Source organism: Streptomyces sp. NPDC026673 (assembly GCF_040638135.1).
GTDB lineage: Bacteria > Actinomycetota > Actinomycetes > Streptomycetales > Streptomycetaceae > Actinacidiphila.
Genome location: NZ_JBEZXR010000015.1, coordinates 95,733 through 120,198 on the forward strand (window position 1 = coordinate 95,733; position 24,466 = coordinate 120,198).

A 24,466-nucleotide genomic window follows, 5' to 3' on the forward strand; every position below is an offset into this window, starting at 1 on the left:
AGGTCTCCGCTCTCAGTGGATTCGGCCGACGGTGCGATCGCTGAGGTCGACGACCAGATTGGTCGTATCGATCCACGGCCCGTCCTTCACCTGCGTGAACAGTCGTACGCACCGGTGCTCCCCGCACTTGCCCAGACCGGCGGGTGCGGACTGCTCCGCGGTGTTGAACGAGATGCCGCGCAGGCGCAGCTGGTCGGGCGAGGTGAGTTCGCGGCCCTTGGTGGCGGCCGTGAAGTCGGCGCGGAGCCCCTTGCCGAGGGCGTCCGCGATCAGCAGCGCCGCCGCCTGCCGGGTCTCGTCGTTCGACGGCGGCGGCTGCATGCCGGTGGCGGTGTCGGTGCGTTCGACGGTGCCGGTGGTGAGGTTGACGGTCTTCTTCACGAGCCGGTCGTGCCCGTAGTCGTAGAAGAGCACCTCGACCCGGCGGGCCTCGCCGGCCTGTGCCTGCGGCCCCGTGGTGTCGGCCGGTTCGGCGAGGTCGGTGTCGAGGTACTCCGGCCCGCGCTCCCCGCCCACGTCCTCCGCGCTGCGCAGCGCGTCGCGCCGCAGGGCTATGGACTTCGCACGGTCGACCTCGGCCTTGGTCAGAGGCCCGCGACCGCTCTGCCCGCCCCGCGGGGCGTCGTTCCGGCTCACTTCAGCGCTGCCCGTGCCCTGCCGTTCCGGCGCTCCGGACGCAGCGGCCGGGCCGCCCGTCGTGGAGTGGTCGTCGCCGGAGGCGTCGCGGGGCAGGGTGATGCCGATCATCACGGCGGTGGCGGCGACGGCGACGCCGCCACCCCACAGGGCGCGCCTGACGCCGCGCCCGAACCCTCCCCTTCGCGCTAAGAAGCGGCCTTCCCCCTGGTCTGTCACGTAGGTCTCCCCTGTGTCGTACTGTCACTTGTTCTGACGGGATCACGACGGCACAGGTTGCCCGAGGACGCCCGATTCTTGCGGCAGGCAGGGGAAATGGGACACCCGTAACGGGGAAGATGTTGGCGATTCCATGCCCGGAGGGGCCCACTTGCGTGACGATGCCCTTTCGGCACCGTTGTGACCGGGGTGCGGCCTACCGGCGCCCGGCGGAGAAGTGGAAGAGTCGACGACATGCAGGTCTGGCCGGGTCAGGCATATCCCCTCGGCGCCACGTACGACGGCGCCGGCACCAACTTCGCGGTCTTCTCGGAGGCCGCGGAGCGGATCGAGCTGTGTCTGCTGCACGACGACGGCTCGGAGACCGCCGTCGAACTGCGCGAGGCGGACGCCTTCGTCCGCCACGCCTACGTCCCGGGCATCATGCCCGGTCAGCGCTACGGCTTCCGGGTCCACGGCCCCCACGAGCCGACCCGGGGGCACCGCTGCAACTCCGCCAAGCTGCTGCTCGACCCCTACGCCAAAGCGATAAGCGGCACGATCGACTGGGACGAGGCGGTGTACGGCTACCGCTTCGGGGAGCCCGAGTCCCGCAACGACCTGGACTCGGCGCCCCACACCATGACCTCCGTGGTGGTGAACCCCTACTTCGACTGGGCCGAGGACCGCAGCCCGCGCATCGACTTCCACCGCACCGTCATCTACGAGGCCCACGTCAAGGGCCTGACGATGCTCCACCCGGAACTGCCGGAGGAGATCCGCGGCACCTATGCGGCGCTCGCCCACCCGGCGGTCATCGCGCACCTGGTGGAGCTGGGCGTCACGACGCTGGAGCTGATGCCGGTCCACCAGTTCGTCCACGACCACCGGCTGGTGGACTCGGGGATGCGCAACTACTGGGGCTACAACACGATCGGCTTCTTCGCCCCGCACAACGCCTACGCCTCGATGGGCGACCGCGGGCAGCAGGTGCTGGAGTTCAAGACGGCGGTGCGCGAGCTGCACCGGGCGGGCATCGAGGTGATCCTCGACGTGGTCTACAACCACACCGCCGAGGGCAGCCACCTGGGCCCGACGCTGTGCTTCCGGGGGATCGACAACGCCTCGTACTACCGGCTGGCCGACGACCCGCGGTACTACACGGACACCACCGGCACGGGGAACTCGCTGCTGATGCGCAGCCCCCACGTCCTGCAGATGATCATGGACTCGCTGCGCTACTGGGTCACCGAGATGCACGTCGACGGCTTCCGCTTCGACCTCGCGGCGACCCTGGCCCGGCAGTTCCACGAGGTGGACCGGCTGTCCTCGTTCTTCGACCTCGTGCAGCAGGACCCGGTGGTCAGCCAGGTGAAGCTGATCGCCGAGCCCTGGGACGTCGGCGAGGGCGGCTACCAGGTGGGCAACTTCCCGCCGCTGTGGACCGAATGGAACGGCAAGTTCCGCGACACCGTGCGCGACCTGTGGCGCGGCGAACCTGCCACGCTGGCCGAGTTCGGCTCCCGGCTGACCGGCTCCTCGGACCTCTACCAGGACGACGGCCGCCGGCCGTTGGCCTCCATCAACTTCGTGACCTGCCACGACGGCTTCACGCTGCGCGACCTGGTGTCGTACAACGACAAGCACAACGAGGCCAACGGGGAGAACAACCGGGACGGCGAGAGCCACAACCGCTCGTGGAACTGCGGCGCCGAGGGCGAGACCGAGGACGAGGACGTGCTCGCCCTGCGCGAGCGCCAGATGCGCAACTTCATCGCCACCCTGATGCTCTCCCAGGGCGTGCCGATGCTCGCCCACGGCGACGAGTTCGGCCGTACCCAGGAGGGCAACAACAACGCGTACTGCCAGGACAACGAGCTGTCCTGGGTGCCGTGGCCCAAGGAGGGCGACGCCGACACCGAGCGGCTGCACGAGTTCACCCGCCAGATGGTGTGGCTCCGCCGCGACCACCCGGTCTTCCGGCGCCGCCGCTTCTTCCACGGACGGCCGGTCGAGGGGACGCACGACGAGCTCTCGGACATCGCCTGGTTCACCCCTGAGGGTGAGGAGATGATCCAGGACGACTGGGAGGAAGCCCAGGCCAACGCCCTCGTGGTCTTCCTCAACGGCAGCGCCATCTCCGAGCCGGGCGACCGCGGGGAGCGCATCACCGACGACTCGTTCCTGCTGATGTTCAACGCCTGGTACGAGCCGCTGGACTTCGTGGTGCCCGTGAACCACGGCAAGGAGTGGCAGGTGGTCGTGGACACCCAGCGCCCCGAGGGCGTGGCCCCCGGCTCGGGACGCAAGGTCACCCAGGGCGACCGGCTGCGGCTGGCGGACCGGAGCATGATGGTGCTGCAGCGCCCGGCGTAACCGGCACGCCCGATGTGATGGGCATACCGGTCGGCGGGGTAGGCACTCCTCCATGACAGAAAGCGCCGCGACCCCGCCGACCGCTGTCGTCCCCTCCGTGCCGAGCGCCACCTACCGGCTCCAGCTCCAGCCCGACTTCCCCTTCGCCGCGGCCGAGGCCGTCGTCCCCCATCTGGCCGCGCTCGGCGTCTCCCACCTGCACCTCTCCCCCGTACTGCAGGCCGTGCCGGGCTCCACCCACGGCTACGACGTCGTCGACCACACGCGGGTGCGCGAGGAGCTCGGCGGCGAGAAGGGGCTGCGCTCGCTGGCGCGCACCGCCCGGGCACACGGCCTGGGGCTCGTCCTGGACGCGGTGCCCAATCACATGGCCGTACCGGCACCGGAGTATCTGGCCCGGCCGCTGTGGGAGGTGCTGCGGGACGGGCCGCGCTCCCCGTACGCGCACTGGTTCGACATCGACTGGGCGGCGCAGGGCGACCGGCTGCTGCTGCCGGTGCTGGGCGCGCCCCTGGACGAGGTGCTGGGCGACCTGCGCGTCGAGCGGAACCCCGCCGTCGGGGAGCGGGTGCTGCGCTACCACGACCACGCCTTCCCGCTGCGCCCCGGAACGGAGGAGCTGCCGCTGCGGTCGCTGGTCGACGCCCAGTGGTACCGGCTCGCCTGGTGGCGGCAGGCCCGCACCGAACTGAACTACCGTCGCTTCTTCACCATCTCCGAGCTCATCGCCGTCCGCGTCGAGGACGACGAGGTCTTCGCCGCCACCCACGCCACGCTGCTGCGCCTGCTGGACGAGGGCGTCGCCGACGGCCTGCGCGTCGACCATCCGGACGGCCTCGCCGACCCCGCCGGCTACCTGCGGCGGCTCGCGGACGCCTCCGGCGGCCGCTGGACGGTCGTGGAGAAGATCCTCACCGGCGACGAGCGGCTCCCGGCCGGCTGGGCCTGCTCCGGCACGACCGGCTACGACGCCCTCGACCGGCTGGACGGGCTGTTCACCGATCCCGTGGGCGTCGAGGAGATCGTCCGCTGCTACCGCGAGTTCACCGCCGCCCCGGCCGACGCGGGCGGCGCCTGGGCGCCGACCGTACGGGCCGCCGCCGAGCACATCGTCACGCACGACCTGGCCGCCGAGGTGGACCGGCTGACCCGGTCCGCCGTCCGCGCCGCCGGGCTGGAGCCGGCCGCGCTGCGGGAGGCGATCGAGGCGACGCTCGTCCGGCTGCCGCGCTACCGCCCGTACGTCGTCCCCGGTCAGCCGGCCGGCGCGGCGGACACGGCCCTGCTGGAGGAGGCGGCCGGAGCCACCGGGCACCCGGCCGCCGGCGTCGTGTGCGACCTGGCTCTGGGACGCCTCCAGGGCGGCGGGGAGGCCGCGGCGGACTTCGCGGTGCGCTTCGCCCAGGTCTCCTCGGCACTGCGCGCCAAGTCGGCCGAGGACACCGCCTTCTACCGCTACCACCCGCTGCTCTGCCTCAACGAGGTCGGCCGCGAGCCGGACCGTCCCGCCACCTCGCCCGAGGACTTCCACGCCTTCTGCGAGCGCCTGCGACGCGACTGGCCGCACACGGGGACCGTGCGCTCCACGCACGACACCAAGCGGAGCGCGGACGTACGGGCCCGGCTCGCCGCGCTGACCGAGCTGCCCGGCGAGTGGGCCGGCTGGCTGGGCGAGGTCTCGGGAGACCTGCGGGAGTACCTGGAGCACCGCGGGACACCGTTCCCGGAACGCCATGTGGAGTACCAGGCCTGGCAGTACGCCGCGGTCTTCTGCGACGGCGGCGCGGCGGACCTGGTGGCCGCCACCATGCTCAAGTCCGAGCGCGAGGCCGGTCTGCGCACCGCGTGGACCGACCAGCGGCCCGAGTACGAGCAGGCCATGACCGGCTTCGTCCGCGAACTGGTCGGCGGCCCGGCCGCCTTCGCCACCGAGCGCATCGACCGCGCCCTGCGCGGCCCCGAACGCGTCAACGTCCTCGGCGCGCACCTGGCGCACCTGACCATGCCGGGCGTGCCCGACGTCTACCAGGGCGACGAGGAGCGGCAACTGCTCCTCGTCGACCCGGCCAACCGCCGTCCGTACGACCCGGGCACGGCCGGGGGCGAGGTGAGCGAGAAGCGGCGGGTGACGGAGTTCGCGCTGCGTCTGCGCCGGGCCCGTCCCCAGTGGTTCACCGGCCCGGAGGGCACCTACGAGCCGCTGTACGCGCGCGGTCCGGCCGGCGAGCACTGCGTGGCCTTCGTCCGCGGCGGACGGGCCCTGACGGTGGTCACCCGGCTGTCCCGGCGGCTCGCGGACGCGGGCGGCTGGCGCGGGACGGAGCTGGTGCTGCCGGAGGGAATCTGGACGGAGGTGCTGTCGGGCCGTCCGTTCGAGGCCGTGGTGCCGCTGGCGGAACTGCTGGACCGGCTGCCGGTGGGTCTGCTGGTGCGCGACGTGGACGAGTAGGAGGCCGCGCGGACAGGCGGGGTGGGGCAAGGAGCGGGTCGAGGGCCGAGCCTGGCAAGGCGGAGCGGGGAGACGCAGCGGTGGGGCGCCTCCCGGGCGCGAAGGCCCACGGGGGACCGCGGGGGACCGCGGCGACCGACGACAGCGCCGCCAGGCGAGAGCCATCGGCACGCGACACTGTCCCGCCGGTCCGCGCAGCCTCCAAGGCCGCGGCGGGCGGGAGAGATCCGGTACGGGCGGCCACGGGCACGAAGGCCGGTGCCGTCCCGCCCGTTGAGCGCCGTCGGGGCCCCCGGCGGCACGGTCGGCAGGCGCGCTGACGATCCGTCAACCACCGTGCGGCGCGCCGCTGCTGCCCCCGCGTCGCACGACCGGGCGCGCTGTACGGTATGCGACATGTATACCGATATTCCCTTCATCCCACGCCTGGCCGGGGTGCACCACGTCACGCTGCCCGTCGGCGATCCCGCCCGGTCGGAGGCGTGGTACGAACGGGTCCTCGGCCACCACCGGATCGCGGAGTTCACCGAGGGCGGCGCCTTCGCCGGCATCGCGATGGCCCACCCCGGCGGCGGGCCCGTGCTGTGCCTGCGCCACGACCCCGCCCTGGCCGCCGCCAGCGCGGGCTTCGCGTGGTTCTCCCTGGGCGTCCCCGACCTCCCCGCGCTGGAGGCGCTGGCCGCCCGCCTCGACGCCCTCGGCGAGCCGCACGGCGCCGTCGTGCGCACCGCCCGCGGCTGGCTCCTGCCGCAGCTGCGCGACCCGGACGGCCACGAACTGCGCTTCGCGACCGCCGACGAGGGGCCTCCGCCGAGCCGCGGGCAGGTCGTGCGCCTCGCGGGCAGCCGGGAGCCGGTGCTGCGGTTCCGCACGGCGTGAGGATCCCGGGCCGGATTGTCGGACCCCGCTGCTAGCGTCCTGCCATGGACGCCTCGGAAGCCCTGCTCACCCGCATCGAGAACGACCCGGCCGCGGCGGCACGCCTCGCGTGGCCCGGTGACTTCGACATCGCCCGCCGCGACCCGATCGAGGACGTGCGCCTGCCCTCGGGCCTCGCGATGCGCCCGATAGCCGGCGACGGCGCGGGCGGCACCTTCTTCCTGTGCGGTGAGTCCGGGGACGCCGAGCGGCCCGTGGTGTACGCGGACTCCGAGGGGCAGGCGGCGCTGATCGGGGCCGACCTGACCGAGGCGGTCGAACTGATCGCGGTCTGTGCCATGTGGTGGAGGGACGCGCACTCGGACTTCTCCCCCGAGGAGTTCGACGCCGGGATCCGCGAGGACCACCCGGATCTGGACCTGGACCGGGAACGCGAGGAGCTGACCACGGCCCTCGGGCTGACGCCCCCTCCGGTCGAGGAGGTCGTCGCCCGGCTGCGGACGACCGCGGCCCGCACGGCCCCCGCCTTCCTGCCGTACGTGGACGACGACGACCATGTGCCGTACGAGCCGCTGTTCGGGCCCTGAGGCGGGCCCCGGCGCGCGCTCAGCCCGTGGTGAGGCGGAAGCTCATCGCCCCGAAGGTCACCTGGTCGCCGGGGCGGACGGCGGCCGAGCCCATGACCCGGCGGCCGTTGACCCAGGTGCCGTTCATCGAGCCGAGGTCGCGCAGGACCCACAGCCCGCCCTCGTGGCTGAGCTCCGCGTGGAAGCGCGACGCAGAGGAGTGGCTGAGCCGGAAGGTGCAGGACAGGTCCCGGCCGATCCGCACCGGGAAGGGGGCGGGCGCGGGCAGCAGCAGGGGAGGCAGCTGCTGGACGGCCCAGGCGTCCCGCATGCGGGCGCGGAAGGCCGACGTCTTGGTGACGGCGCGGACGACGGAGCCGGTGAACCGGGCCCAACGCCCCTGCGGACGCGGCAGGTCGGCGATGAGTGCGGCCAACTCGTCGGAGTGGCGCGCCTTGAGGGCGAGTCCCATGCGGCGTACGAAGGTGTCGTGCGACAGCCGTCCGTCGACGGCACCCTCGCGAAGTACCTCGATGGCGCGCTCGCGTTCGGCGTCGGTGGGACGCGCCGGGTGTGTCGGGAACTCGTAGCTCACCTGCGTGATTGTCGGGCCGGGGAGGCCGGGGTGTCCAGAAGGTGCGGCCCGTGGGGCGGCGCGGTCAATTGCGTGGACACCGCGGAAAGGAGATGACTAGGGTGGGCGCACGCCCTGGACCGAGGAAGGAGGCGGAAGCCATGAACACGTTCGCCGTTGCGCGCTCCCGCCCCGTTGTCCGCAGGGCGTACTCCGTCTGACCGGGAGCGCTCCGCTCTCCCGTGAGGACTTCACCTTCATGACCGATCTGGTCTTCCGCCCGCTCGTCGCGGGCGAATCGCATCTCTTCCACTCCCTGACCCCCGGTGACGACGGCCTGGTCGGCCGGTCCCTGATGGGTCACTCGTACGCCATGGTCGACGAGGGCGGCGAATACCGTCCCGAATGGACCTGGGTGGCCCTGCGCGACGGCGTCGTGGTCGCCCGCGCGGCCTGGTGGGCCGCTCCGGCGGACGACAAGCCGATAGCGCTGGACTGGTTCGACTTCACCGACGCCGACGCGGCCGTGCGGCTGCTGCGGACGGCACCGCTCAAGGCCCAGTACGAACTGCTGCTGCCGCCCGGATGGCGGGAGCGCAGGGAGGTCCGCGAGGCCGCCCAGGCCCGCATCGACGCGGCGATCGTCTCCGGAATGGAGTTGCTCGTCGAGCGCTACCGCTACACCTGGACCCCCGAGTGCGGGCTGCCCGAGCGCACCGGACGCCTGGAGTACCGGCCCGAGCCGGACGACGCGGTGATCCTGGACGTGCTCAAGCGCATCGGCGTCGGCAGCCTGGACGCCCACACCCGCCGCATGGTGCGGCTGCACGGCCCGGACGCGGCCGCCCGCGAGGAGCTGGAATTCCTCGACTGGCTGCAGTCGCCGCGCGAGTGGTGGCGGCTGGCGTACACCCCGGAGGGCGAACTCGCCGGCATCCAGGTGCCGGGGCGCAACCCGGGTGCGTTCTGCGTCGGCTTCATCGGTGTCCTGCCGGAGCAGCGCGGACACGGCTACGCGTACGACCTGCTGCTGGAGTGCACCCACGACCTGGTCGCACACGGCGCGACGGAGATCGCCGCCGCGACCGACCAGGGCAATCTGCCGATGGCGGCGCACTTCGCCAAGGCGGGATATCCGGTGAGCCAGGAGCGCGTCAACCTGGTGTGACCCCCGGACGGCGGGCAGCATGGTGCCCATGCGCTTCGACGTGTGGGCACCGGACGCCGGTGAGGTGGAGGTACGGGTCGACGGCCGGGCTCACGACATGGAGCGCGACCCCGAACGCCGGGGCTGGTGGTACGCGGACGTGCCCGCCGGGCACGGTTCGCGCTACGCCTTCGCGCTGGACGAGGGCCCGCCGCGGCCCGACCCCCGCTCCCGCCGCCAGCCGGACGGGCCGGAGGGCCCGAGCGCGGTCGTCGACCACGACCGGTTCGCCTGGGCGCACGCGTGGGCGGGCCGTCCGCTGCCCGGCGCGGTCCTCTACGAGCTGCACGTCGGCACCTTCACCGCCGCGGGCACCTTCGACGCGGCGATCGAGCACCTGCCCCACCTCGCCGGGTTGGGGATCACGCACATCGAGCTGATGCCGGTCTGCCCGTTCCCCGGCGTCCACGGCTGGGGGTACGAGGGCGTGTCGCTGTGGGCCGTGCACGAGCCCTACGGCGGCCCCGACGGGCTCAAGCGCTTCGTGGACGCCGCGCACGGCCACGGACTCGGGGTGGTGCTGGACGTCGTCCACAACCACCTCGGCCCCTCGGGCAACCACCTACTCGCCTTCGGCCCGTACTTCACCGACCGCCACCACACCCCGTGGGGCGACGCCGTCAACCTCGACGCCCCCGGCTCCGACGAGGTGCGCGACTTCCTCGTCGGCAGCGCCCTGTCCTGGCTGCGCGACTACCGCCTGGACGGGCTGCGGCTCGACGCCGTCCACGCCCTCGTCGACACCCGCGCGGTGCACCTGCTCGAGGAGCTCTCCACCGCCGTCGACGCCCTGTCGGCCGCGGTCGGCCGCCAGCTCTTCCTCATCGCGGAGTCCGACCGCAACGACCCGCGCACCACCGACCCGCGCGAGGCGGGGGGCCTGGGCGTGCACGCCCAGTGGAACGACGACTTCCACCACGCCCTGCACACTGCCGTCACCGGCGAGTCGCAGGCCTACTACGCGGACTTCGCCGTCTCCCCGGTGACGGCCGTGGCCAAGGCGCTGCGCCGGGTCTTCTTCCACGACGGCACCCACTCGAGCTTCCGCGGCCGCGCCCACGGCCGGCCCGTCGACCTGACGACCACCCCGGGCCACCGCTTCCTCGTCTACACCCAGACCCACGACCAGATCGGCAACCGCGCCACCGGTGACCGCCTCGGCGCGAGCGTCCCCCCGGGGCTGCTCGCCGCTGCCGCCGCGCTCGTCCTCACCTCCCCGTACACGCCGATGCTCTTCATGGGCGAGGAGTGGGGTGCCCGCACGCCCTGGCAGTTCTTCACCGACCACGACGACCGCGAGCTGGCCGCCGCCATCACCCGGGGCCGCCGCCGCGAGTTCGCCGAGCACGGCTGGAGGGCCGAGGACATCCCCGACCCCCAGGACCCGGCGACCCGGCTGCGCTCCTGCCTGGACTGGTCGGAACCCGCCCGGGAGCCGCACGCGGAACTGCTGGCCTGGTACCGGCGGCTGATCGCGCTGCGCCACGCCGAGCCCGAGCTGACCGACCCGGCCCTGGACGCCGTCCACGTCACCGCGGGTGAACACACCCTGCGGCTGGACCGCGGACGTTTCCGGATCGCCGTCAACTTCTCCCCCGACGAGGCGCTGGTCCCCCTCCACCACCCCGGCCGCACCGACCCGCCGGGCTACGTCACGGTCGCCGCCTGGCGTCCCTGCCCACCGCCCACCGACACCGGCTGCCTCCACCTGCCCGGCCACTCGGTCGCCGTGCTCCGTGAACGCTGATTACCCTGAACGGGTGACGACCGACGACGAACCCCGCGCCACCTGCGTCCACTGCGGCGACCCCACCGAGTACCCCGACTCGCAGCCGGGCCTCACCCTGTGCCCGGTCTGCGCCTGGCACGAGGCCCAGCGCACGGCCTGCAGCGGCTGAGCCGCGCGGCCCCGAGGGCGGTCAGTCCTCCAGCAGCAGCTTGCGGGCGGCCTCGACGTCGAAGGACGCGGGCGGGCACACCGGGTCTATCAGTTCGAGGTGCTCCATCAGCAGCCGGCCGACGGCCCAGTTCCGGTACCACTTGCGGTCGGCGGGGACGATGTACCAGGGGGCGGCCTCGGTGGAGCACCGGGTGAGGACGTCCTCGTACGCCGCCTGGTAGGAGGGCCACAGGGCCCGGTCCTCCAGGTCGCCCGGGCTGAACTTCCAGTGCTTGCAGGGGTTGTCCAGACGCGCCAGCAGGCGGGTGCGCTGCTCGTCGCGGCTGATGTGCAGGAAGACCTTCACGACGCTGACGCCGTCGTCGGCCAGCGAGGCCTCGAAGGAGTTGATGGTCTCGCAGCGCTCCTCCCACACCGAGCGCGGCGCCCGGCCGCGGACCCGCGGCACGAGGACGTCCTCGTAGTGGGAGCGGTCGAAGACTCCTATCCGCCCCCGGCCGGGCAGGGCGCGCTCCACGCGCCAGAGGAAGTGGTGGACCTGCTCCTCCGCGCTCGGCGCCTTGAAGGCGGTGATGCGGCAGCCCGCGGGGTCGAGCAGGCTCGCGAGGTGCCGCACCGAACCGCCCTTGCCCGAGGTGTCCATGCCCTGGAGGACGACGAGGACGGAACGCGGGTCGCCCGCCGTGCTCTGGGCGAAGAGCCGCTCCTGCAGCGCCGTGATCCGGTCCCGTGCGTACGGCACGCAGCCCAGTGCCTCGGTCTTGCCCGCGGGACCGCCGGGGGTGGCGCGCGGGTCGTACGACCGCAGCCGTACGGGGCCGCCGCCCGAGGGGACCCGCAGTTTCGCGCGCAGCCCCGATGTGCCGCCGGAACCGGCCTTCGGGCTGTTCCTCGTCACCGCGCCTCCCTCCGTGACGACGGTCACCGCGGGCGGCTGACCGGTTGATCCGATGGTGCGACGGATCAGCCGTGCCCGCCAGCGCGCCCCCAGGGGCCCGTGACGGCGAAGGTGGTGCCGGGGTTGTAGCAGTTCACGTACATGGTCCGGCCGTCCGGCGCGAAGGTGACCCCGGCGAACTCACCCCATTCGGGAGCGTCGGCGGTACCGATGTTCTGGCGGCCCCGCGCCATCGCGTAGACCTCGCCGCGCCGGGTGAGGCCGTAGACGTGCTGGGCGCCCTCGCCGTCCTCGCAGATCATCAGGCCGCCCTGCGGGGCGAGGGCGATGTTGTCCGGGGACTCGCCCGGCAGCCGCACATCGGTCGCGGGGCCGAAGACGACGACGAGGGTCAGCCGCCGCCGGGCCGGGTCGTAGCGCCACACCTGGCCGAAGTGGGTGGCCGCCGAGCCCTCGGCGCGGTGCGCGAAGCTGGAGACGAAGTAGACGCAGGTGCCGCCCCAGTAACAGCCCTCCAGCTTCTGGGCGTGCGTGATCCCGCGGGGGCCGAAGTCCTGCAGCCGTACCGGGGTCTCCTTGGCCAGGGGATCGGGCACGCGCACCCATTCGATCCCGTCGAAGTGGGCGCCGGTCTCCTGCACGGCCGACAGGTCGGGGACGCCCGGCACCCGCATGGCCTCCAGGGTGCCGCCGGCCCGCAGGGAGCCGCGGCCGCCGAGGGGCTTGCGCGGGTGGAAGCGGTAGAACATGCCGAAGGGGGCCTGGAAGGCGTCCTCCGTCTCGTAGACCGTGCCGTTGCGGGGGTCGACGGCGATGGCCTCGTGCTGGAAGCGGCCCATGGCCGTGAGCGGCTCGGCCCCCGTCCTCCGCGGGTCGTAGGGGTCGACTTCGAAGATGAAGCCGTGGTCCTTGGCGTAGCCACCGGTACCGGCCTTGTCCTCGTTCTCCTCGCAGGTCAGCCAGGTACGCCACGGGGTCGGTCCGCCCGCGCAGTTCACGGCCGTACCGGCGATGGCCACCCGTTCCGAGGTGACCGCGCCGCCGCGGTCGAGGGCGAGGACGGTGCAGCCTCCCTTGGCACCGGGGTCGTAGACCAGCCCGTCGACGAGGGGGACGGACGTGGTGGCGGTGGCGCGGTTCTCGTGGTTGCGGACGAGGTGCACCCCGTCGCCGCGGCGGGCCGGGAACGCGGCCATGCCGTCGAAGTTCCCGGGCACCGGCCCCTCCCCGGAGCGCAGGGGGTCGCCCTGGCGGGACAGCACGCGGTACCGGAAGCCGCGGGGGAGGTCGAGGAGGCCGTCGGGATCGGGGACGAGAGGGCCGTGGCCACCGGTTCCCGCGGCGAAGGCCGTACCGGCGAAAAGCTCTCCGACGCTGCCGGCGAAGGCGATCCCGGCGCCCACCGCCCCGGTGGTGGCGATCATCTGACGTCTGGTCACGGACATGGGTCACTCTCCCTGCTGGCGGACAGGCGATTGACCCGAGTGTGTCTAGCACGGCTCCGGACGCGGGGGAACACGGCGCCCCGTCCCGGGCGGCCCGGTCCGGCCGGTGATCCGTGGTCCCCGGCGGCGCCGGGGTCGCGGTTCAGGCGCCGTTCGGGGCGGCGAGACGCCGGGCGTCGCGGGCGAGGGCGGTGAGCCGGGAGATGGCCCGGAAGTACTTCTTGCGGTAGCCGCCCGCGAGCATCTCCTCGCTGAAGATGCGGTCGAAGGGCAGGCCGGAGGCCATGACCGGGACCTCGCGGTCGTAGAGCCGGTCGGCCAGGACCACCAGGCGCAGCGCCGTGGCCTGGTCCTCGACGGGCCGGACGCCGCGCAGGAAGACGGCCTCGACGCCGTCGCAGAGCGCGCCGTAGCGGCTGGGGTGGACCCGGGCGAGGTGGGCCAGGAGGACGCCGAAGTCGTCGAGGGAGGCGCCGGGGGTGCGGTCCGCGGCGGCGGCGACCTCCTCGTCGGCGTACGGCGGCGGGGCCTCCGGCAGGCCCCGGTGCCGGTAGTCCTCGCCGTCGATGCGCAGCGACCTGAAGCGGGCGGACAGGCCCTGGATCTCGCGCATGAAGTCGGCGGCGGCGAAGCGGCCCTCGCCGAGCTTGCCGGGGAGGGTGTTGGAGGTCGCGGCCAGCTTCACGCCGGCGTCGGCCAGTTTGCCCAGCAGGGTCGAGACGAGCACGGTGTCGCCCGGGTCGTCGAGCTCGAACTCGTCGATGCAGACCAGTCGGTGGCCGCTGAGCGCCTGGACGGCCTGCTGGAAGCCGAGGGCGCCGACGAGGTTGGTCAGCTCCACGAAGGTGCCGAAGGCCTTCTGCTCGCGCGGTGCGGGAGTGGCGTGCCACAGCGAGGCCAGCAGGTGCGTCTTGCCGACGCCGTAGCCGCCGTCGAGGTACACCCCTCCGGGGCCGGCCGGCACGGCCGTCGCGGCCTGGCGCCGGAACCAGCGCCTGCGCCCTCCGTCGGCGGGCGTTCCCAGCCCCTCCGCGAAGGACCGCAGCACGCCCACGGCCTCGGCCTGGCTCGGCTGCTTCGGGTCCGGGAGGTAGTTGTCGAACCGTACGGAGTCGAAGCGCGGCGGCGGCACCATCTCCGCCACCAGCCGGTCCGCCGGGACGTGCGGCTCCCGTCCGCTCAGCGGGACGGGCGGCGTCCCGTCGGCTATCGGACGGGATGCGTGCGCGGCGGCGGAGGGCGAGGACGGCGAGGACACAGCCATCCAGCCTAGTGCCTCGCCGGCGGTCCGCCCGCCGCCGTGTGGCCGACCCCACTCAGGGGGCCCGTGGAAGACTGCTGCCATGCGCCGCCTCTTCCCCGCCCCCGCACCCGCCGAGACCCTCGACACCCCGGAATCGCTGGCCGACGCGTACGCGTATCCGGAGCCGCCGGGCGGGGAGCCCTGGCTGCGGGCGAACATGGTGTCGTCGCTGGACGGCGCGGCCCGGCACGACGGGCGGTCGCAGCCGTTGTCCTCGGACGCCGACATGCGGGTCTTCGGGGTGCTGCGGGCACTGGCCGACGTCGTGGTCGTGGGCGCGGAGACCGTCCGGCAGGAGGGCTACCGCCCCGCCCGGGCCCGCGAGGCGTTCGCGGCCCGCCGGGCCGCGGCGGGCCAGGGACCGGCCGCCACGATCGCGGTGGTGAGCGCCCGGCTCGACCTCGACTTCTCCCTGCCGCTGTTCACCGAGCCGCTGGTGCCGACCCTGGTGCTGACCGGCGAGGACGCCCCGGCCGACCGGGTCGCGGCGGCCGAGAAGGCGGGGGCGCGGGTCGTGCGCGCCGGCACGGGCAGGGGCGTGGATCCGGCCCGCGCGGTGCGGGAGCTCGCGGCGCTCGGGCTGCGCCGGATGCTGGCCGAGGGCGGGCCGCGACTGCTCGCCCAGTTCGCCGCGGCCGGGGTGGTCGACGAGCTCTGCCTGACGATCGCGCCGCTGCTGACCGCCGGGGACGCCATGCGCATCATGAACGGCCCGGGCATCGCCGATCCCGTCCGCTTCTCCCCGGTGTCGATCCTGGAGGAGGAGGGCTTTCTCTTCACCCGCTACGTACGCGGCTGAGGGCCGTCCCGGAGCGGGCGGCATCCGCCGGGACCGGCCACCCCGCCGGTTTCACCCGGATGGTGCCGATTGTCCGCCCCGGCAGGTCCGCCTGCCGCGGCGGGGGAACACATGTCCCCGCGTGCCCCGCGCCCGGACGGGGCAGGATGGTTTCCGTGGCAGGCCCGACGGCCCGCGAGAGAGAAGGACGCGTCCGTGTTCACGACCGTACTCATGATCGAGCAGCCGCTCGTCCCCGCCGACGTGGAGCTGGTCACCACGCTCCACGGCGACGAACCCGTCTCCTTCGTCGTCCTGATGCAGCCGCGCGGCGACCAGGACCGGCTGCTGCGGGCCATCGACGACGTCGTGCTGGGTGAACTGGACAAGGCCGTCCACGAGCGCGAGCGCCCGGAGGGCGACAAGGCCCTGCTGCCCGCCGAGCGCGCGCTGCACCACAGCCTGACCGCGCTGCGCGAGGCGGGCTGCGAGGCGGTGGGCGAGGTGGTCGAGCGGCACCCCATCGAGCTGATGAAGTCCGTGGTCGAGCAGACCCACGCCGACGAGGTGATCGTGCTGACCGCCCCGCACCTGGTGGAGGAGTTCTTCCACCGCGACTGGACGTCCCGGGCCCGGCACAAGGTCGGCGTACCGGTGCTGAAGCTGTTCGCGCACAACGCGGAGGACTGAGCGGACGCCGCGCCCCCGACTGGTGGAAGAATCGGGGACGGCCGACAACCGACCCCGTGAGTTCCAGGGAGCACCTCGCATGAGCCCCACCCTTCCCCCCGGCATGGACCGACCGCACTTCATCGGGATCGGCGGGGCCGGGATGTCGGGCATCGCGAAGATCCTGACCCAGCGCGGGGCGGACGTCGCGGGCAGCGACGCGAAGGACTCGGAGACCGCGGAGGCGCTGCGCGCCCTGGGCGCGACGGTCCACATCGGCCACGCCGCCGCCCACCTCGCGCCGGACGCGACCTGCGTGGTCGTCTCCAGCGCCATCCGCGACGACAACCCGGAGCTGGCCGCCGCCCGCGAGCGCGGCATCCCGGTGGTGCACCGCTCGGACGCGCTGGCCGCGCTGATGCGGGGCCTGCGCCCGATCGCCGTGGCCGGCACGCACGGCAAGACCACGACCACCTCCATGCTCGCGGTGAGCCTGTCCGCGCTGGGCCTGGACCCGTCGTACGCGATCGGCGGCGACCTGGACGCCCCGGGCTCGAACGCCCACCACGGCACCGGCGAGATCTTCGTCGCGGAGGCGGACGAGAGCGACCGCAGCTTCCAGAAGTACGACCCCGAGGTCGCGATCGTGCTCAACGTGGAGCTCGACCACCACGCGAACTACGCGTCGATGGACGAGATCCACGAGTCGTTCGAGATCTTCGTCGGCAAGATCGTCCCGGGCGGCACCCTGGTCGTGGGCCAGCACGCCGGGGCACGCGAGCTGGCCGCCCGGGTGGCGGGCCGCCAGGGCCTGTCCATCGTGCGCGTCGGCGAGGACGAGGACGCCGACGTGCGGATCCTGCGCGTCACCCCGCACGGGATGTCCAGCGAGGTCACCGTCCGCATGGACGGCGAGGAGCACACCTTCACCGTCTCCGTCCCCGGCCGGCACTACGCCCACAACGCGGTGGCCGCCCTCGCGGCGGGCGCCGCCCTCGGCGTCCCGGCGGACGGCCTGGCGAAGGCGCTCGGCACCTACACGGGCGTGAAGCGCCGGCTCCAGCCGAAGGGCACCGCCGCGGGCGTCCAGGTCATCGACTCCTACGCGCACCACCCCACCGAGATGACCGCCGACCTGGAGGCGCTGCGGGAGGCCGCCGGCGACCGGCGCATCCTCGTGGTCTTCCAGCCGCACCTGTTCAGCCGCACCCAGGAGCTGGGGCGCGAGATGGGCGAGGCCCTCGCGCTGGCCGACGCCTCCGTGGTGCTGGACATCTACCCGGCCCGCGAGGACCCGATCCCCGGCATCACCAGCGGCCTGATCATCGACGCGGCCGCCGCCCGCGGCGCCGACGTCACCGCGGAGCACGACAAGGACGCCGTCCCCGGCGTCATCGCCGGAATGGCCAAGCCCGGTGACCTTGTTCTCACCATGGGCGCGGGCGACGTGACCGATCTCGGTCCGCGCATCCTCGCGCGCCTGGAGAACTGAGGAGAGGGAGGACCATGGCGTACGAAGTCGACAAGTCCGAGGAGCAGTGGCGTCAGGAGCTGACGCCGCAGGAGTACGCGGTCCTGCGTCAGGCCGGGACGGAGCGGCCCTTCACCGGTGAGTACACGGACACCAAGGCGGAGGGCGTCTACTCCTGTCGCGCCTGCGGTGCCGAGCTGTTCACCTCGGACACCAAGTTCGAGTCGCACTGCGGCTGGCCGTCCTTCTACGACCCGAAGGAGAGCAAGGCCGTCGAGCTGATCCAGGACCGTTCGATGGGCATGGTCCGCACCGAGGTCCGCTGCGCCCGCTGCGGATCGCACCTGGGGCACGTCTTCGAGGGCGAGGGCTACCCGACCCCCACGGACCAGCGCTACTGCATCAACTCGATCTCGCTGCGGCTGTCCCCCGAAGGGGACTGATCACGAAATCCGACGGATAGTCCCCCCGCGTGGGCCTGGGCGCCACGCGGGGCGCGTCCGTCGACTCGCCGCCCACCGGCTGGCAACGTGGCCCGGCATGGAACACCACGTACGGGCCAGGTTGCTGCTGGCCAGCGCCACCATGCTCTTCGTCGAACTGGCGCTGATCCGGTGGGCGGGCGCGAACGTCGTCCATCTGAGCTACTTCTCGAACTTCATCCTGCTCGGCTCCTTCCTGGGGATCGGGCTGGGCTTCCTGATCGCCGCCGAGCGCGGGCAGTGGCTCAAGCGGTGGGCGCCGCTGCCGCTGGCCGTGCTCGTCGTCCTGGTGCGGGAGTTCCCGGTCCAGGTGCGGCAGAGCAGCGGCGACATCATCTACTTCACCGCGGTGAAGACCACCGGGCTGCCCCAGTGGGTGACGCTGCCGGTGCTCTTCCTGCTGGTCGCGGTCGCCATGATGGCCATCGGCAAGATCACGGCCGATCTGTTCCGGCAACTGCCGTCGCTGGAGGCCTACCGGTGGGACCTGCTCGGCTCGCTGACCGGTTCGGCGGCCTTCGCCGGGTTGTCGTGGCTGCGCGCCCCCTCCCTGGTGTGGGGGCTGATCGCGGCGGCGGCGCTGCTGGTGCTCGGCGGGCGGCGGAACACGCTGCGGTACGCGCTGCCGCTGGCGGCGATGGTCACGGCGCTGCTCTTCGAGTCGCTGGCGCCGGGGGTGTCGTGGTCGCCGTACTACAAGATCGAGCTGACCCGCCCCGAAGCGGGCACCAGCTCGCGCACGTACAAGATCGCCGCCAACGGCGTGCCGCACCAGAGCATCGCCCCGCTGAAGGTGCTGCAGCGGGAGAACTCGCCGTACGAGCAGGCCTACCGCGAGACGCCCGGCAATCCGCACGGCAAGGTGCTGGTGATCGGCGCGGGCAACGGCAACGACGTCGCCGTCGCTCTGGCCAACGGGGCGCAGTACGTGGACGCCGTCGAGATCGACCCGCGGCTGCAGGAGATCGGGGCGAAGCTCCACCCCGCGCGGCCGTACGACAACCCGCGGGTGCACGTCCACATCAACGACGGACGGGCCTTCCTGGAGCGGACGGACACCAAGTACGACCTCATCGTGCTCGCCCTTCCGGACTCCCTGACGCTGGTGTCGGGGGCGAGCAACCTGCGGCTGGAGAGCTATCTCTTCACCAAGCAGGCCTTCGAGTCGGCGCGTGAGCACCTCGCCCCCGGCGGCGCCTTCGCCATGTACAACTACTACCGGCAGAACTGGCTGATCGACCGCTTCGCCGGAAGCCTGGACGAGGTCTTCGGGCACGCGCCGTGCATGACGGAGTACAGCAAGCGCGCCGCGGTGCTCGTGGCCGGGCTGACGCCGGCCGACCAGACGTGCGGGACGGTCTGGAAGGCCAGCGGGGCGGTGCCCCCGCCCGCGGACGACGACCACCCGTTCCCGTACCTCCTGCACCGCACCGTACCGAGCCTCTACCTCGGCGCACTCGGCCTGATCCTGCTGGTCACCGTGATCTCGGTACGGCTGGCCGGCGTCCGGCTCGGCGGGACGCTGCGCTACGCCGACATGTTCCTGATGGGCGCCGCCTTCCTGCTGCTGGAGACGAAGAACGTCATCGGCTTCGCCCTCTACTTCGGCACCACCTGGCTGGTGAACGCGCTGGTCTTCATCGGTGTGCTGCTGGCGGTGCTCGCGGCCGTCGAGGTGCGGCGCCGCATGCGCCGGCTCAACCAGACGGCGCTGCAGATCCTGCTCTTCGTCACGCTCGCCATCGGCTGGCTCGTCCCGGCGCAGGCCGTCCTGTCGCTGCCGTTCGCGGCGCGGCTGGCGGCCGCCATCGCGCTCGCGTTCGCACCGATCTTCTGCGCCAACCTGATCTTCTCCGACCGGCTCGCCCAGTCGCCCGACCCGACCTCCGCCTTCGGCGCCAACCTCCTCGGCGCCCTCACCGGCGGCACGCTGGAGTACCTGGCGCTGCTCACCGGCTACCGCGCGCTGCTGATCCTGGTGGCCGTGCTGTACGCGGGGGCCTGTATCGCGATGCGGCTGTCCGCGGGCGGCGGTACCGGGGGCGGCGGCGCGGACGGCGAGGGACGGGGCCGGCTGGAGGCACCGGCCGCCGACGGAAACCGGCTGGTGCGGGAGGGGCCCGCTGCAGCACCATGACGGGATGCTGAGCGTCCTCCTGCCGTTCCTCGGTGCCTGCACCCTCATCGCCGCGGCCCCCGGGCCGAGCACGGTGCTGATCATCCGGCACTCCCTGCGCGGCCGCCGCGCCGGCTTCGCGACCGTCCTCGGCAACGAGACCGGGGTGTTCGTCTGGGGCGTCTCCGCCGCCTTCGGCCTCACCGCGCTGCTGGCGGCCTCGCAGCTCGCCTACGACGTCGTGCGGTTCGTCGGCGCCGCCGTCCTGGTCTGGTTCGGCGTCCAGGCGCTGCGCTCCGCCCGCCGCGGCCTCTCCCCCGAGCAGGCCGCGGCGGGCGAGGGCGCCCCGGTGACGCCGTGGGCGGCCTACCGCGCAGGGCTCGGCATGAACCTGGCCAACCCCAAGGCGGCGGTCTTCGCGATGTCCTTCCTGCCGCAGTTCGTGCCCTCCGGAGCGCCCCAGCTCCCGGCGATGGTGGGACTCGCGGCCCTGTGGGCGGTGTACGAGGTGGGCTACTACGGGACGTACGTCTGGTTCGTCGACCGTCTCAGGTCGGTGTTCGGCCGTGCCGCCGTGCGCCGCCGGCTGGAGACGGTGTCGGGCACGGTGCTGGTGGCCCTGGGCCTGCGGATGGCGCTGGAGGGCTGAGGCCCGTCGGGCACCCCGCGGCGCCCAGGGCCCGCGCGCCCCGTGCCGGCGGCCGGCCGCCTGCCGCCGCGGGTCAGTTCGACGGCTGGTGGGGCTGGGACTCGCTCGGCCGGACGATGACGAAGCCCTCTCCCTGCAGCATCAGCTGCACGGCCTCGCCCGAGCCGCCGCGCAGCATCGAGCCGAAGCTCTGCGAGCGGTGCAGGGAGGTCTGCAGCTGCGCGCTCCAGCCGACGACGGCGTCGGTGTCGACGTAGACCGGTGCCTGCGGGGTGACCGGGATGACGATCGGGCTGCCCTCGCACATGACGCCGAGCCGTCCGTGCCCGGTGAAGACGCTGTTGAACAGGCCGCCGCCGGCCATGCCGGCGCCCTTCACGACCTTTATCTCGTAGGAGAGGGTCGAGTCGAAGACCAGCACGTTGCGGCCGTTGATGGTGAGGCTGTCGCCCGGGTCGAGGTCGATGACGAAGCAGTTGGCGGCCTCGTGCGCGAACCAGGCCTCGCCCTGGCCGCGCACCGACATCAGCGGCAGCCCCTCACCGGTGAAGGCGCGCTTCAGGAACTTGCCGACGCCCTGCCCCTTCACCTCGAACTGCAGATTGCCGCGGAAGGCGATCATCGAGCCCTGGCGGGCCAGGCACTCGCCGTTCACCGCGTACTTGATCGACTTGGCGTTCTGAAGGGTCATGCCGGGCTCGGTGGCCGGCTGCGCCGTGTTCTCGGTCGCGAAGAGGTCGCTGTGCACCCCGGCATCCTGGCCCGGAGGGATCGCCTCCGACAAGCTCTTCCGGCGCGAGTGGCAGACTGTCGAAGTGACCACCGATCCTCGCGATGCCGCACCCCAGTTCGTCCTGCCCCTGGTCGTCCGCATCGAGCGGGCCGCCCCGCCGGAGCGCACCGACGCGCTGGAGACGGCCGCCCGCGCCGTGCTCCTGCTGCGCTCCGACGAGCGCGCCACGGCCGACGACGGGGAGTGGGCCGGGGCGGTACGCGGCTGGGAGGACGCCCGGATCCGCAAGGTCGTACGGCGGGCGCGCGGTGCCGAGTGGCGCCGGGCCGAGACACTGCCGGGCATCACGGTCACCGGCAAGTCCGCCGAGGTCCGGGTCTTCCCGCCGGTGCCGCTGGACGGCTGGCCCAAGGACCTGGCGCGGCTGCAGGTGTCCGGTACGGAGCTGGAGGACGCGGAGCAGCCCGCCGGTCCGGACGCCGGGACGCCGGTGCTCTGGCTCAACCCCGAGGTGCGGATGTCGGCCGGCAAGGCCATGGCGCAGGCGGGGCACGGCGCCCAGCTCGCCTGGCTCGCGCTGCCCGCGGCCGAGCGGGCGCACTGGCGCGACGCCGGCTTCCCGCTGGCCGTGCGCACGGCCCCGGCGGCGGGCTGGGGCGCGCTCACCGCCTCCGGGCTGCCCGTGGTACGGGACGCCGGGTTCACCGAGATCGCCCCGGGGTCGTGCACCGTCGTCGCGGACCACCCGGCGCTGCGCCGCTGAGGCGCCAAGCTCAAATCAAGCTCTGAACCCGCTCCCTCGGGGTTCACCCGCCTCCTTCGGGGCCAGAACCCCGGAAGGAGGAAGGGGGGCGCATGGAGCACTCGTATCTGGGCACGGGCATCGGCTGGCGGCCGGAGATCGCGGCGGCGGTCGAGGCGCTCGCGGAGACCGGCCGCGTCGACTGGGTCGAGGCGGTCGCCGAGAACGTCTGCCCCGGCCATCTCCCCGACTCCCTGCTGCGGCTGCGCGAACGCGGCGTCACGGTCGTCCCGCACGGTGTCTCGCTCGGCCTCGGGGGCGCCGAGCGGCCCGACGCGGAGCGGCTGGCCGCGCTCGCGCAGCGCGCGCAGGCGCTGGGGGCCCCGCTGGTCACCGAGCACATCGCCTTCGTCCGCGGCGGCGGCGAGCTGACGGGTTCGGCACGGCTGGAGGCGGGGCACCTGCTGCCCGTGCCGCGGACCCGCGACGCGCTGGACGTCCTGTGCGAGAACGTGCGCATCGCCCAGGACGCGCTGCCGGTGCCGCTCGCGCTGGAGAACATCGCCGCGCTCGTCGCCTGGCCGGACGAGGAGATGAGCGAGGGGGCGTTCCTCGCGGAACTCGTCGAACGGACCGGTGTACGCCTGCTGATCGACGTGGCGAACCTGCACACGAACCACGTCAATCGCGGCGAGGACCCCCTCTCGGCACTCGACGCCCTCCCGGTGGAGGCGATCGCCTACGTCCATGTCGCGGGCGGCGTCGAGAAGGACGGCGTATGGCACGACAGCCACGCCCACCCCGTCCCCGGTGCCGTCCTGGACGTGCTGGCCGCGCTGTACGAGCGGGCCCGACCGCCCGGCGTGCTGCTGGAGCGCGACGACGACTTCCCCGCGGGCGACGAGCTCGCCCGCGAACTGGCCGCGATACGCGGCGTGGTGGACGCGGGCGCACGGGAGCCCTCGTCCGTGCCGCCCTCCGTGGCTTCCGCGCCCCCCGTACCCGCCCGGGTCGCCGCCGCGGCCGGTGCGGCCCGCCAGCGCCTCGCGCTGCGTCAGACCGCGCTGCTGTCCGCCCTGGTGGCCGGCACGCCCGTACCGGAGGGCTTCGACCGGGCCCGGATCGGTGTGCAGAGCCGCGCCCTGGCCGCCAAGCGCGCCGGGATCGTCGCCAAGGTGGCGCCGGAGCTGCCGGACATCCTGGGGGCCGCGTACCGGCCGGTGTTCCTGCGCTACGCCGCGGAGCGACCGCTCGAGCGGGGCTACCGCCGCGACGCCCTGGACTTCGCCGCGTACGTCCTCGACGGCCGGGGCGGTCCGGCCGACCCGGCGACCGCGCGCCGGCTGGCCGCGTGGTGGCGGCAACGCTCGGGGCCGGCGCCGCTTCCGGCCTGGCGGACCCGGCTGCGCGGGCGGGCTTTCCCGTCTCCGCGACAGCCCTCACACGTATTCATACGTATGCGGGACACGCTCCGTTCAAAGCTGCCATAATCTTTTCCAAGAGGCCTCCGACCTGCGGCGGGAATGCCGGCGGAGCCCGTCGGACGCGAAAAGGCAACAAGCTATCAAGGACTGCGCCGCGATTCTCTGAATTCGCGAATACGTGACAGTTTCTCGCGCTGGACGGTTCAAACGCACTAACGTGCGGTCCCATGCGATCCACCCGTTACGCCACCGGACTCAGCCTCGTGGTCGGGGCTCTCGTGGTCACCCTCGCCGCACTGGCCTACCCCGTCATGTCCGGGATGAACAGCCCGGCCGTGACCGCGGCCGGCGCCCAGACCGTGTCGACGCAGTACGGTCCGCTCACCGCGCTGGACCGCACCTTCGTCACCAAGGTGCGCCTGGCGGGCCTGTGGGAGTTCCCCGCCGGGCAGATGGCCCTGCAGAAGGGGACGACACCCGCGATGAAGCGCGCGGGGCAGCACCTGATCGACGGCCACACGCAACTGGACGCCACGTGCCGCACCATCGCGCCCCAATTGGGCATCACCCTGCCCAATCAGCCCACAGCGCAGCAAATGGGCTTTCTGGCCACCTTCTCCGCCGCGAGCGGCCAGGATTTTGACCAGAAATTCGCCAATATCGTGAGGCTCGCCCACGGCCAGGTGTTCTCGGTCATCGCCCAGGTGCGCGCCACCACCCGCAATTCGCTGGTGAGGGAACTGGCAGACCAGGCGAACGCGACGGTGCTCGACCACATCACCGTTCTGGAGAAGACCGGAATGGTGAACTTCGACCAGATCGCCGTGGACACGACCGCCAGCCCCACCAACCCCGGTGCGGCGGTGCCGGTCTCCCCCGCCCCCGGTGAACCGACCTTCATCGTCACCCCGTCCCCGACGTACTCACTTCCCCCAGCGGCTTCGTCCCCCCAGCCGTCGCAGTAGAAATGA

The 24,466-nt window shown here is 73.0% G+C and carries 22 protein-coding genes; 16 read left to right on the plus strand and 6 right to left on the minus strand.

The window, feature by feature from the left end:
* Window positions 1–12 precede the first annotated feature (12 nt).
* Window positions 13–855: a Tat pathway signal sequence domain protein gene (locus AB0F62_RS13935; protein WP_361796922.1), complete on the minus strand. Its 843-nt coding sequence runs from the start codon at window positions 853–855 to the stop codon at window positions 13–15.
* Window positions 856–1,089: 234 nt separating this feature from the next.
* Here AB0F62_RS13935 and glgX point away from each other — a divergent pair, with 234 nt between their 5' ends.
* From glgX to AB0F62_RS13955, 4 genes are all read left to right on the plus strand, one after another.
* Complete coding sequence (gene glgX, locus AB0F62_RS13940) at window positions 1,090–3,210, plus strand: glycogen debranching protein GlgX (RefSeq protein ID WP_361796925.1); 2,121 nt, start codon at window positions 1,090–1,092, stop codon at window positions 3,208–3,210.
* A 52-nt stretch (window positions 3,211–3,262) separates the two neighbouring features.
* The gene (gene treY / locus AB0F62_RS13945) at window positions 3,263–5,659 is read left to right on the plus strand and encodes a malto-oligosyltrehalose synthase (RefSeq protein ID WP_361796928.1); all 2,397 of its coding nucleotides are present in this window, start codon (window positions 3,263–3,265) and stop codon (window positions 5,657–5,659) included.
* 396 nt (window positions 5,660–6,055) lie between these two features.
* Window positions 6,056–6,538 carry a VOC family protein gene (locus AB0F62_RS13950; protein ID WP_361796931.1) on the plus strand — a complete coding sequence of 161 codons (483 nt, stop codon included), beginning with the start codon at window positions 6,056–6,058 and terminating at the stop codon, window positions 6,536–6,538.
* 44 nt (window positions 6,539–6,582) lie between these two features.
* Window positions 6,583–7,125: a hypothetical protein gene (locus AB0F62_RS13955; protein ID WP_361796934.1), complete on the plus strand. Its 543-nt coding sequence runs from the start codon at window positions 6,583–6,585 to the stop codon at window positions 7,123–7,125.
* Between the two features lie 19 nt (window positions 7,126–7,144).
* Here the strand turns inward: AB0F62_RS13955 and AB0F62_RS13960 are convergent, their stop codons facing one another.
* Window positions 7,145–7,699 (minus strand): DUF1707 and FHA domain-containing protein, encoded by a 555-nt coding sequence (locus AB0F62_RS13960; protein ID WP_361796937.1) that lies wholly within the window; start codon window positions 7,697–7,699, stop codon window positions 7,145–7,147.
* A 238-nt stretch (window positions 7,700–7,937) separates the two neighbouring features.
* Here AB0F62_RS13960 and AB0F62_RS13965 point away from each other — a divergent pair, with 238 nt between their 5' ends.
* The 3 genes from AB0F62_RS13965 to AB0F62_RS13975 are packed head-to-tail and all read left to right on the plus strand — an operon-like array spanning window position 7,938 to window position 10,783.
* The gene (locus tag AB0F62_RS13965) at window positions 7,938–8,846 is read left to right on the plus strand and encodes a GNAT family N-acetyltransferase (RefSeq protein WP_361796940.1); all 909 of its coding nucleotides are present in this window, start codon (window positions 7,938–7,940) and stop codon (window positions 8,844–8,846) included.
* Window positions 8,847–8,874: 28 nt separating this feature from the next.
* The gene (treZ, locus tag AB0F62_RS13970; RefSeq protein ID WP_361796943.1) at window positions 8,875–10,632 is read left to right on the plus strand and encodes a malto-oligosyltrehalose trehalohydrolase; all 1,758 of its coding nucleotides are present in this window, start codon (window positions 8,875–8,877) and stop codon (window positions 10,630–10,632) included.
* Window positions 10,633–10,645: 13 nt separating this feature from the next.
* Window positions 10,646–10,783, plus strand: coding sequence for a hypothetical protein (locus tag AB0F62_RS13975; protein ID WP_361797023.1), 138 nt, complete (start codon window positions 10,646–10,648; stop codon window positions 10,781–10,783).
* 21 nt (window positions 10,784–10,804) lie between these two features.
* On the opposite strand, the gene AB0F62_RS13980 is transcribed toward AB0F62_RS13975, so the two are convergent.
* The 3 genes from AB0F62_RS13980 to zapE all read right to left on the minus strand — a co-directional run bounded on the left by AB0F62_RS13980 (window position 10,805) and on the right by zapE (window position 14,392).
* On the minus strand, window positions 10,805–11,683 hold the full coding sequence (locus AB0F62_RS13980) for a PPK2 family polyphosphate kinase (RefSeq protein ID WP_361796946.1): 879 nt from the start codon (window positions 11,681–11,683) through the stop codon (window positions 10,805–10,807).
* A gap of 65 nt (window positions 11,684–11,748) precedes the next feature.
* Window positions 11,749–13,128 (minus strand): alkaline phosphatase PhoX, encoded by a 1,380-nt coding sequence (locus AB0F62_RS13985; RefSeq protein ID WP_361796949.1) that lies wholly within the window; start codon window positions 13,126–13,128, stop codon window positions 11,749–11,751.
* A 142-nt stretch (window positions 13,129–13,270) separates the two neighbouring features.
* Window positions 13,271–14,392 (minus strand): cell division protein ZapE, encoded by a 1,122-nt coding sequence (gene zapE, locus AB0F62_RS13990; RefSeq protein ID WP_361796952.1) that lies wholly within the window; start codon window positions 14,390–14,392, stop codon window positions 13,271–13,273.
* Window positions 14,393–14,471: 79 nt separating this feature from the next.
* Here zapE and AB0F62_RS13995 point away from each other — a divergent pair, with 79 nt between their 5' ends.
* The 6 genes from AB0F62_RS13995 to AB0F62_RS14020 all read left to right on the plus strand — a co-directional run bounded on the left by AB0F62_RS13995 (window position 14,472) and on the right by AB0F62_RS14020 (window position 20,596).
* Window positions 14,472–15,230, plus strand: coding sequence for a pyrimidine reductase family protein (locus AB0F62_RS13995; protein ID WP_361796955.1), 759 nt, complete (start codon window positions 14,472–14,474; stop codon window positions 15,228–15,230).
* 195 nt (window positions 15,231–15,425) lie between these two features.
* Window positions 15,426–15,899, plus strand: a complete 474-nt coding sequence (locus AB0F62_RS14000; protein WP_361796958.1) for an indole-3-glycerol phosphate synthase — start codon at window positions 15,426–15,428, stop codon at window positions 15,897–15,899.
* Window positions 15,900–15,978: 79 nt separating this feature from the next.
* Window positions 15,979–17,370, plus strand: a complete 1,392-nt coding sequence (gene murC, locus AB0F62_RS14005) for a UDP-N-acetylmuramate--L-alanine ligase (protein WP_361796961.1) — start codon at window positions 15,979–15,981, stop codon at window positions 17,368–17,370.
* A gap of 14 nt (window positions 17,371–17,384) precedes the next feature.
* Window positions 17,385–17,792, plus strand: a complete 408-nt coding sequence (msrB, locus tag AB0F62_RS14010; RefSeq protein ID WP_361796964.1) for a peptide-methionine (R)-S-oxide reductase MsrB — start codon at window positions 17,385–17,387, stop codon at window positions 17,790–17,792.
* A 97-nt stretch (window positions 17,793–17,889) separates the two neighbouring features.
* Complete coding sequence (locus AB0F62_RS14015; protein WP_361796967.1) at window positions 17,890–19,968, plus strand: spermidine synthase; 2,079 nt, start codon at window positions 17,890–17,892, stop codon at window positions 19,966–19,968.
* Window positions 19,969–19,972: 4 nt separating this feature from the next.
* Window positions 19,973–20,596 (plus strand): LysE family translocator, encoded by a 624-nt coding sequence (locus tag AB0F62_RS14020; RefSeq protein ID WP_361796970.1) that lies wholly within the window; start codon window positions 19,973–19,975, stop codon window positions 20,594–20,596.
* A gap of 73 nt (window positions 20,597–20,669) precedes the next feature.
* Here the strand turns inward: AB0F62_RS14020 and AB0F62_RS14025 are convergent, their stop codons facing one another.
* Entirely contained in the window at window positions 20,670–21,344 is a 675-nt protein-coding gene (locus AB0F62_RS14025) for an AIM24 family protein (RefSeq protein WP_361796973.1), read from the minus strand.
* Between AB0F62_RS14025 and AB0F62_RS14030 the strand changes: the two genes are divergently transcribed.
* From AB0F62_RS14030 to AB0F62_RS14040, 3 genes are all read left to right on the plus strand, one after another.
* Window positions 21,286–22,092 carry a peptidyl-tRNA hydrolase gene (locus tag AB0F62_RS14030; RefSeq protein ID WP_361796976.1) on the plus strand — a complete coding sequence of 269 codons (807 nt, stop codon included), beginning with the start codon at window positions 21,286–21,288 and terminating at the stop codon, window positions 22,090–22,092. The genes AB0F62_RS14025 and AB0F62_RS14030 overlap by 59 nt on opposite strands.
* Before the next feature lie 92 nt (window positions 22,093–22,184).
* Window positions 22,185–23,561 carry a DUF692 domain-containing protein gene (locus AB0F62_RS14035; protein WP_361796979.1) on the plus strand — a complete coding sequence of 459 codons (1,377 nt, stop codon included), beginning with the start codon at window positions 22,185–22,187 and terminating at the stop codon, window positions 23,559–23,561.
* Between the two features lie 161 nt (window positions 23,562–23,722).
* A complete protein-coding gene (locus AB0F62_RS14040) occupies window positions 23,723–24,460 on the plus strand; it encodes a DUF4142 domain-containing protein (protein WP_361796982.1) in 738 nt (245 codons plus the stop codon).
* Window positions 24,461–24,466 lie beyond the last annotated feature (6 nt).

Bases quoted from the DNA above. Each gene is read 5' to 3' on its own strand.
- glgX (WP_361796925.1), top strand. From the start codon at position 1,090: ATGCAGGTCTGGCCGGGTCAGGCATATCCCCTCGGCGCCACGTACGAC.
- AB0F62_RS14015 (WP_361796967.1), top strand. From the start codon at position 17,890: ATGGAACACCACGTACGGGCCAGGTTGCTGCTGGCCAGCGCCACCATG.
- AB0F62_RS14020 (WP_361796970.1), top strand. From the start codon at position 19,973: ATGCTGAGCGTCCTCCTGCCGTTCCTCGGTGCCTGCACCCTCATCGCC.
- AB0F62_RS13985 (WP_361796949.1), bottom strand. From the start codon at position 13,128: ATGTCCGTGACCAGACGTCAGATGATCGCCACCACCGGGGCGGTGGGC.
- msrB (WP_361796964.1), top strand. From the start codon at position 17,385: ATGGCGTACGAAGTCGACAAGTCCGAGGAGCAGTGGCGTCAGGAGCTG.
- treY (WP_361796928.1), top strand. From the start codon at position 3,263: ATGACAGAAAGCGCCGCGACCCCGCCGACCGCTGTCGTCCCCTCCGTG.
- zapE (WP_361796952.1), bottom strand. From the start codon at position 14,392: ATGGCTGTGTCCTCGCCGTCCTCGCCCTCCGCCGCCGCGCACGCATCC.
- AB0F62_RS13955 (WP_361796934.1), top strand. From the start codon at position 6,583: ATGGACGCCTCGGAAGCCCTGCTCACCCGCATCGAGAACGACCCGGCC.
- AB0F62_RS13995 (WP_361796955.1), top strand. From the start codon at position 14,472: ATGCGCCGCCTCTTCCCCGCCCCCGCACCCGCCGAGACCCTCGACACC.
- AB0F62_RS14030 (WP_361796976.1), top strand. From the start codon at position 21,286: ATGCCGGGCTCGGTGGCCGGCTGCGCCGTGTTCTCGGTCGCGAAGAGG.
- AB0F62_RS14040 (WP_361796982.1), top strand. From the start codon at position 23,723: ATGCGATCCACCCGTTACGCCACCGGACTCAGCCTCGTGGTCGGGGCT.
- AB0F62_RS13965 (WP_361796940.1), top strand. From the start codon at position 7,938: ATGACCGATCTGGTCTTCCGCCCGCTCGTCGCGGGCGAATCGCATCTC.
- AB0F62_RS13950 (WP_361796931.1), top strand. From the start codon at position 6,056: ATGTATACCGATATTCCCTTCATCCCACGCCTGGCCGGGGTGCACCAC.
- treZ (WP_361796943.1), top strand. From the start codon at position 8,875: ATGCGCTTCGACGTGTGGGCACCGGACGCCGGTGAGGTGGAGGTACGG.
- AB0F62_RS14035 (WP_361796979.1), top strand. From the start codon at position 22,185: ATGGAGCACTCGTATCTGGGCACGGGCATCGGCTGGCGGCCGGAGATC.
- murC (WP_361796961.1), top strand. From the start codon at position 15,979: ATGAGCCCCACCCTTCCCCCCGGCATGGACCGACCGCACTTCATCGGG.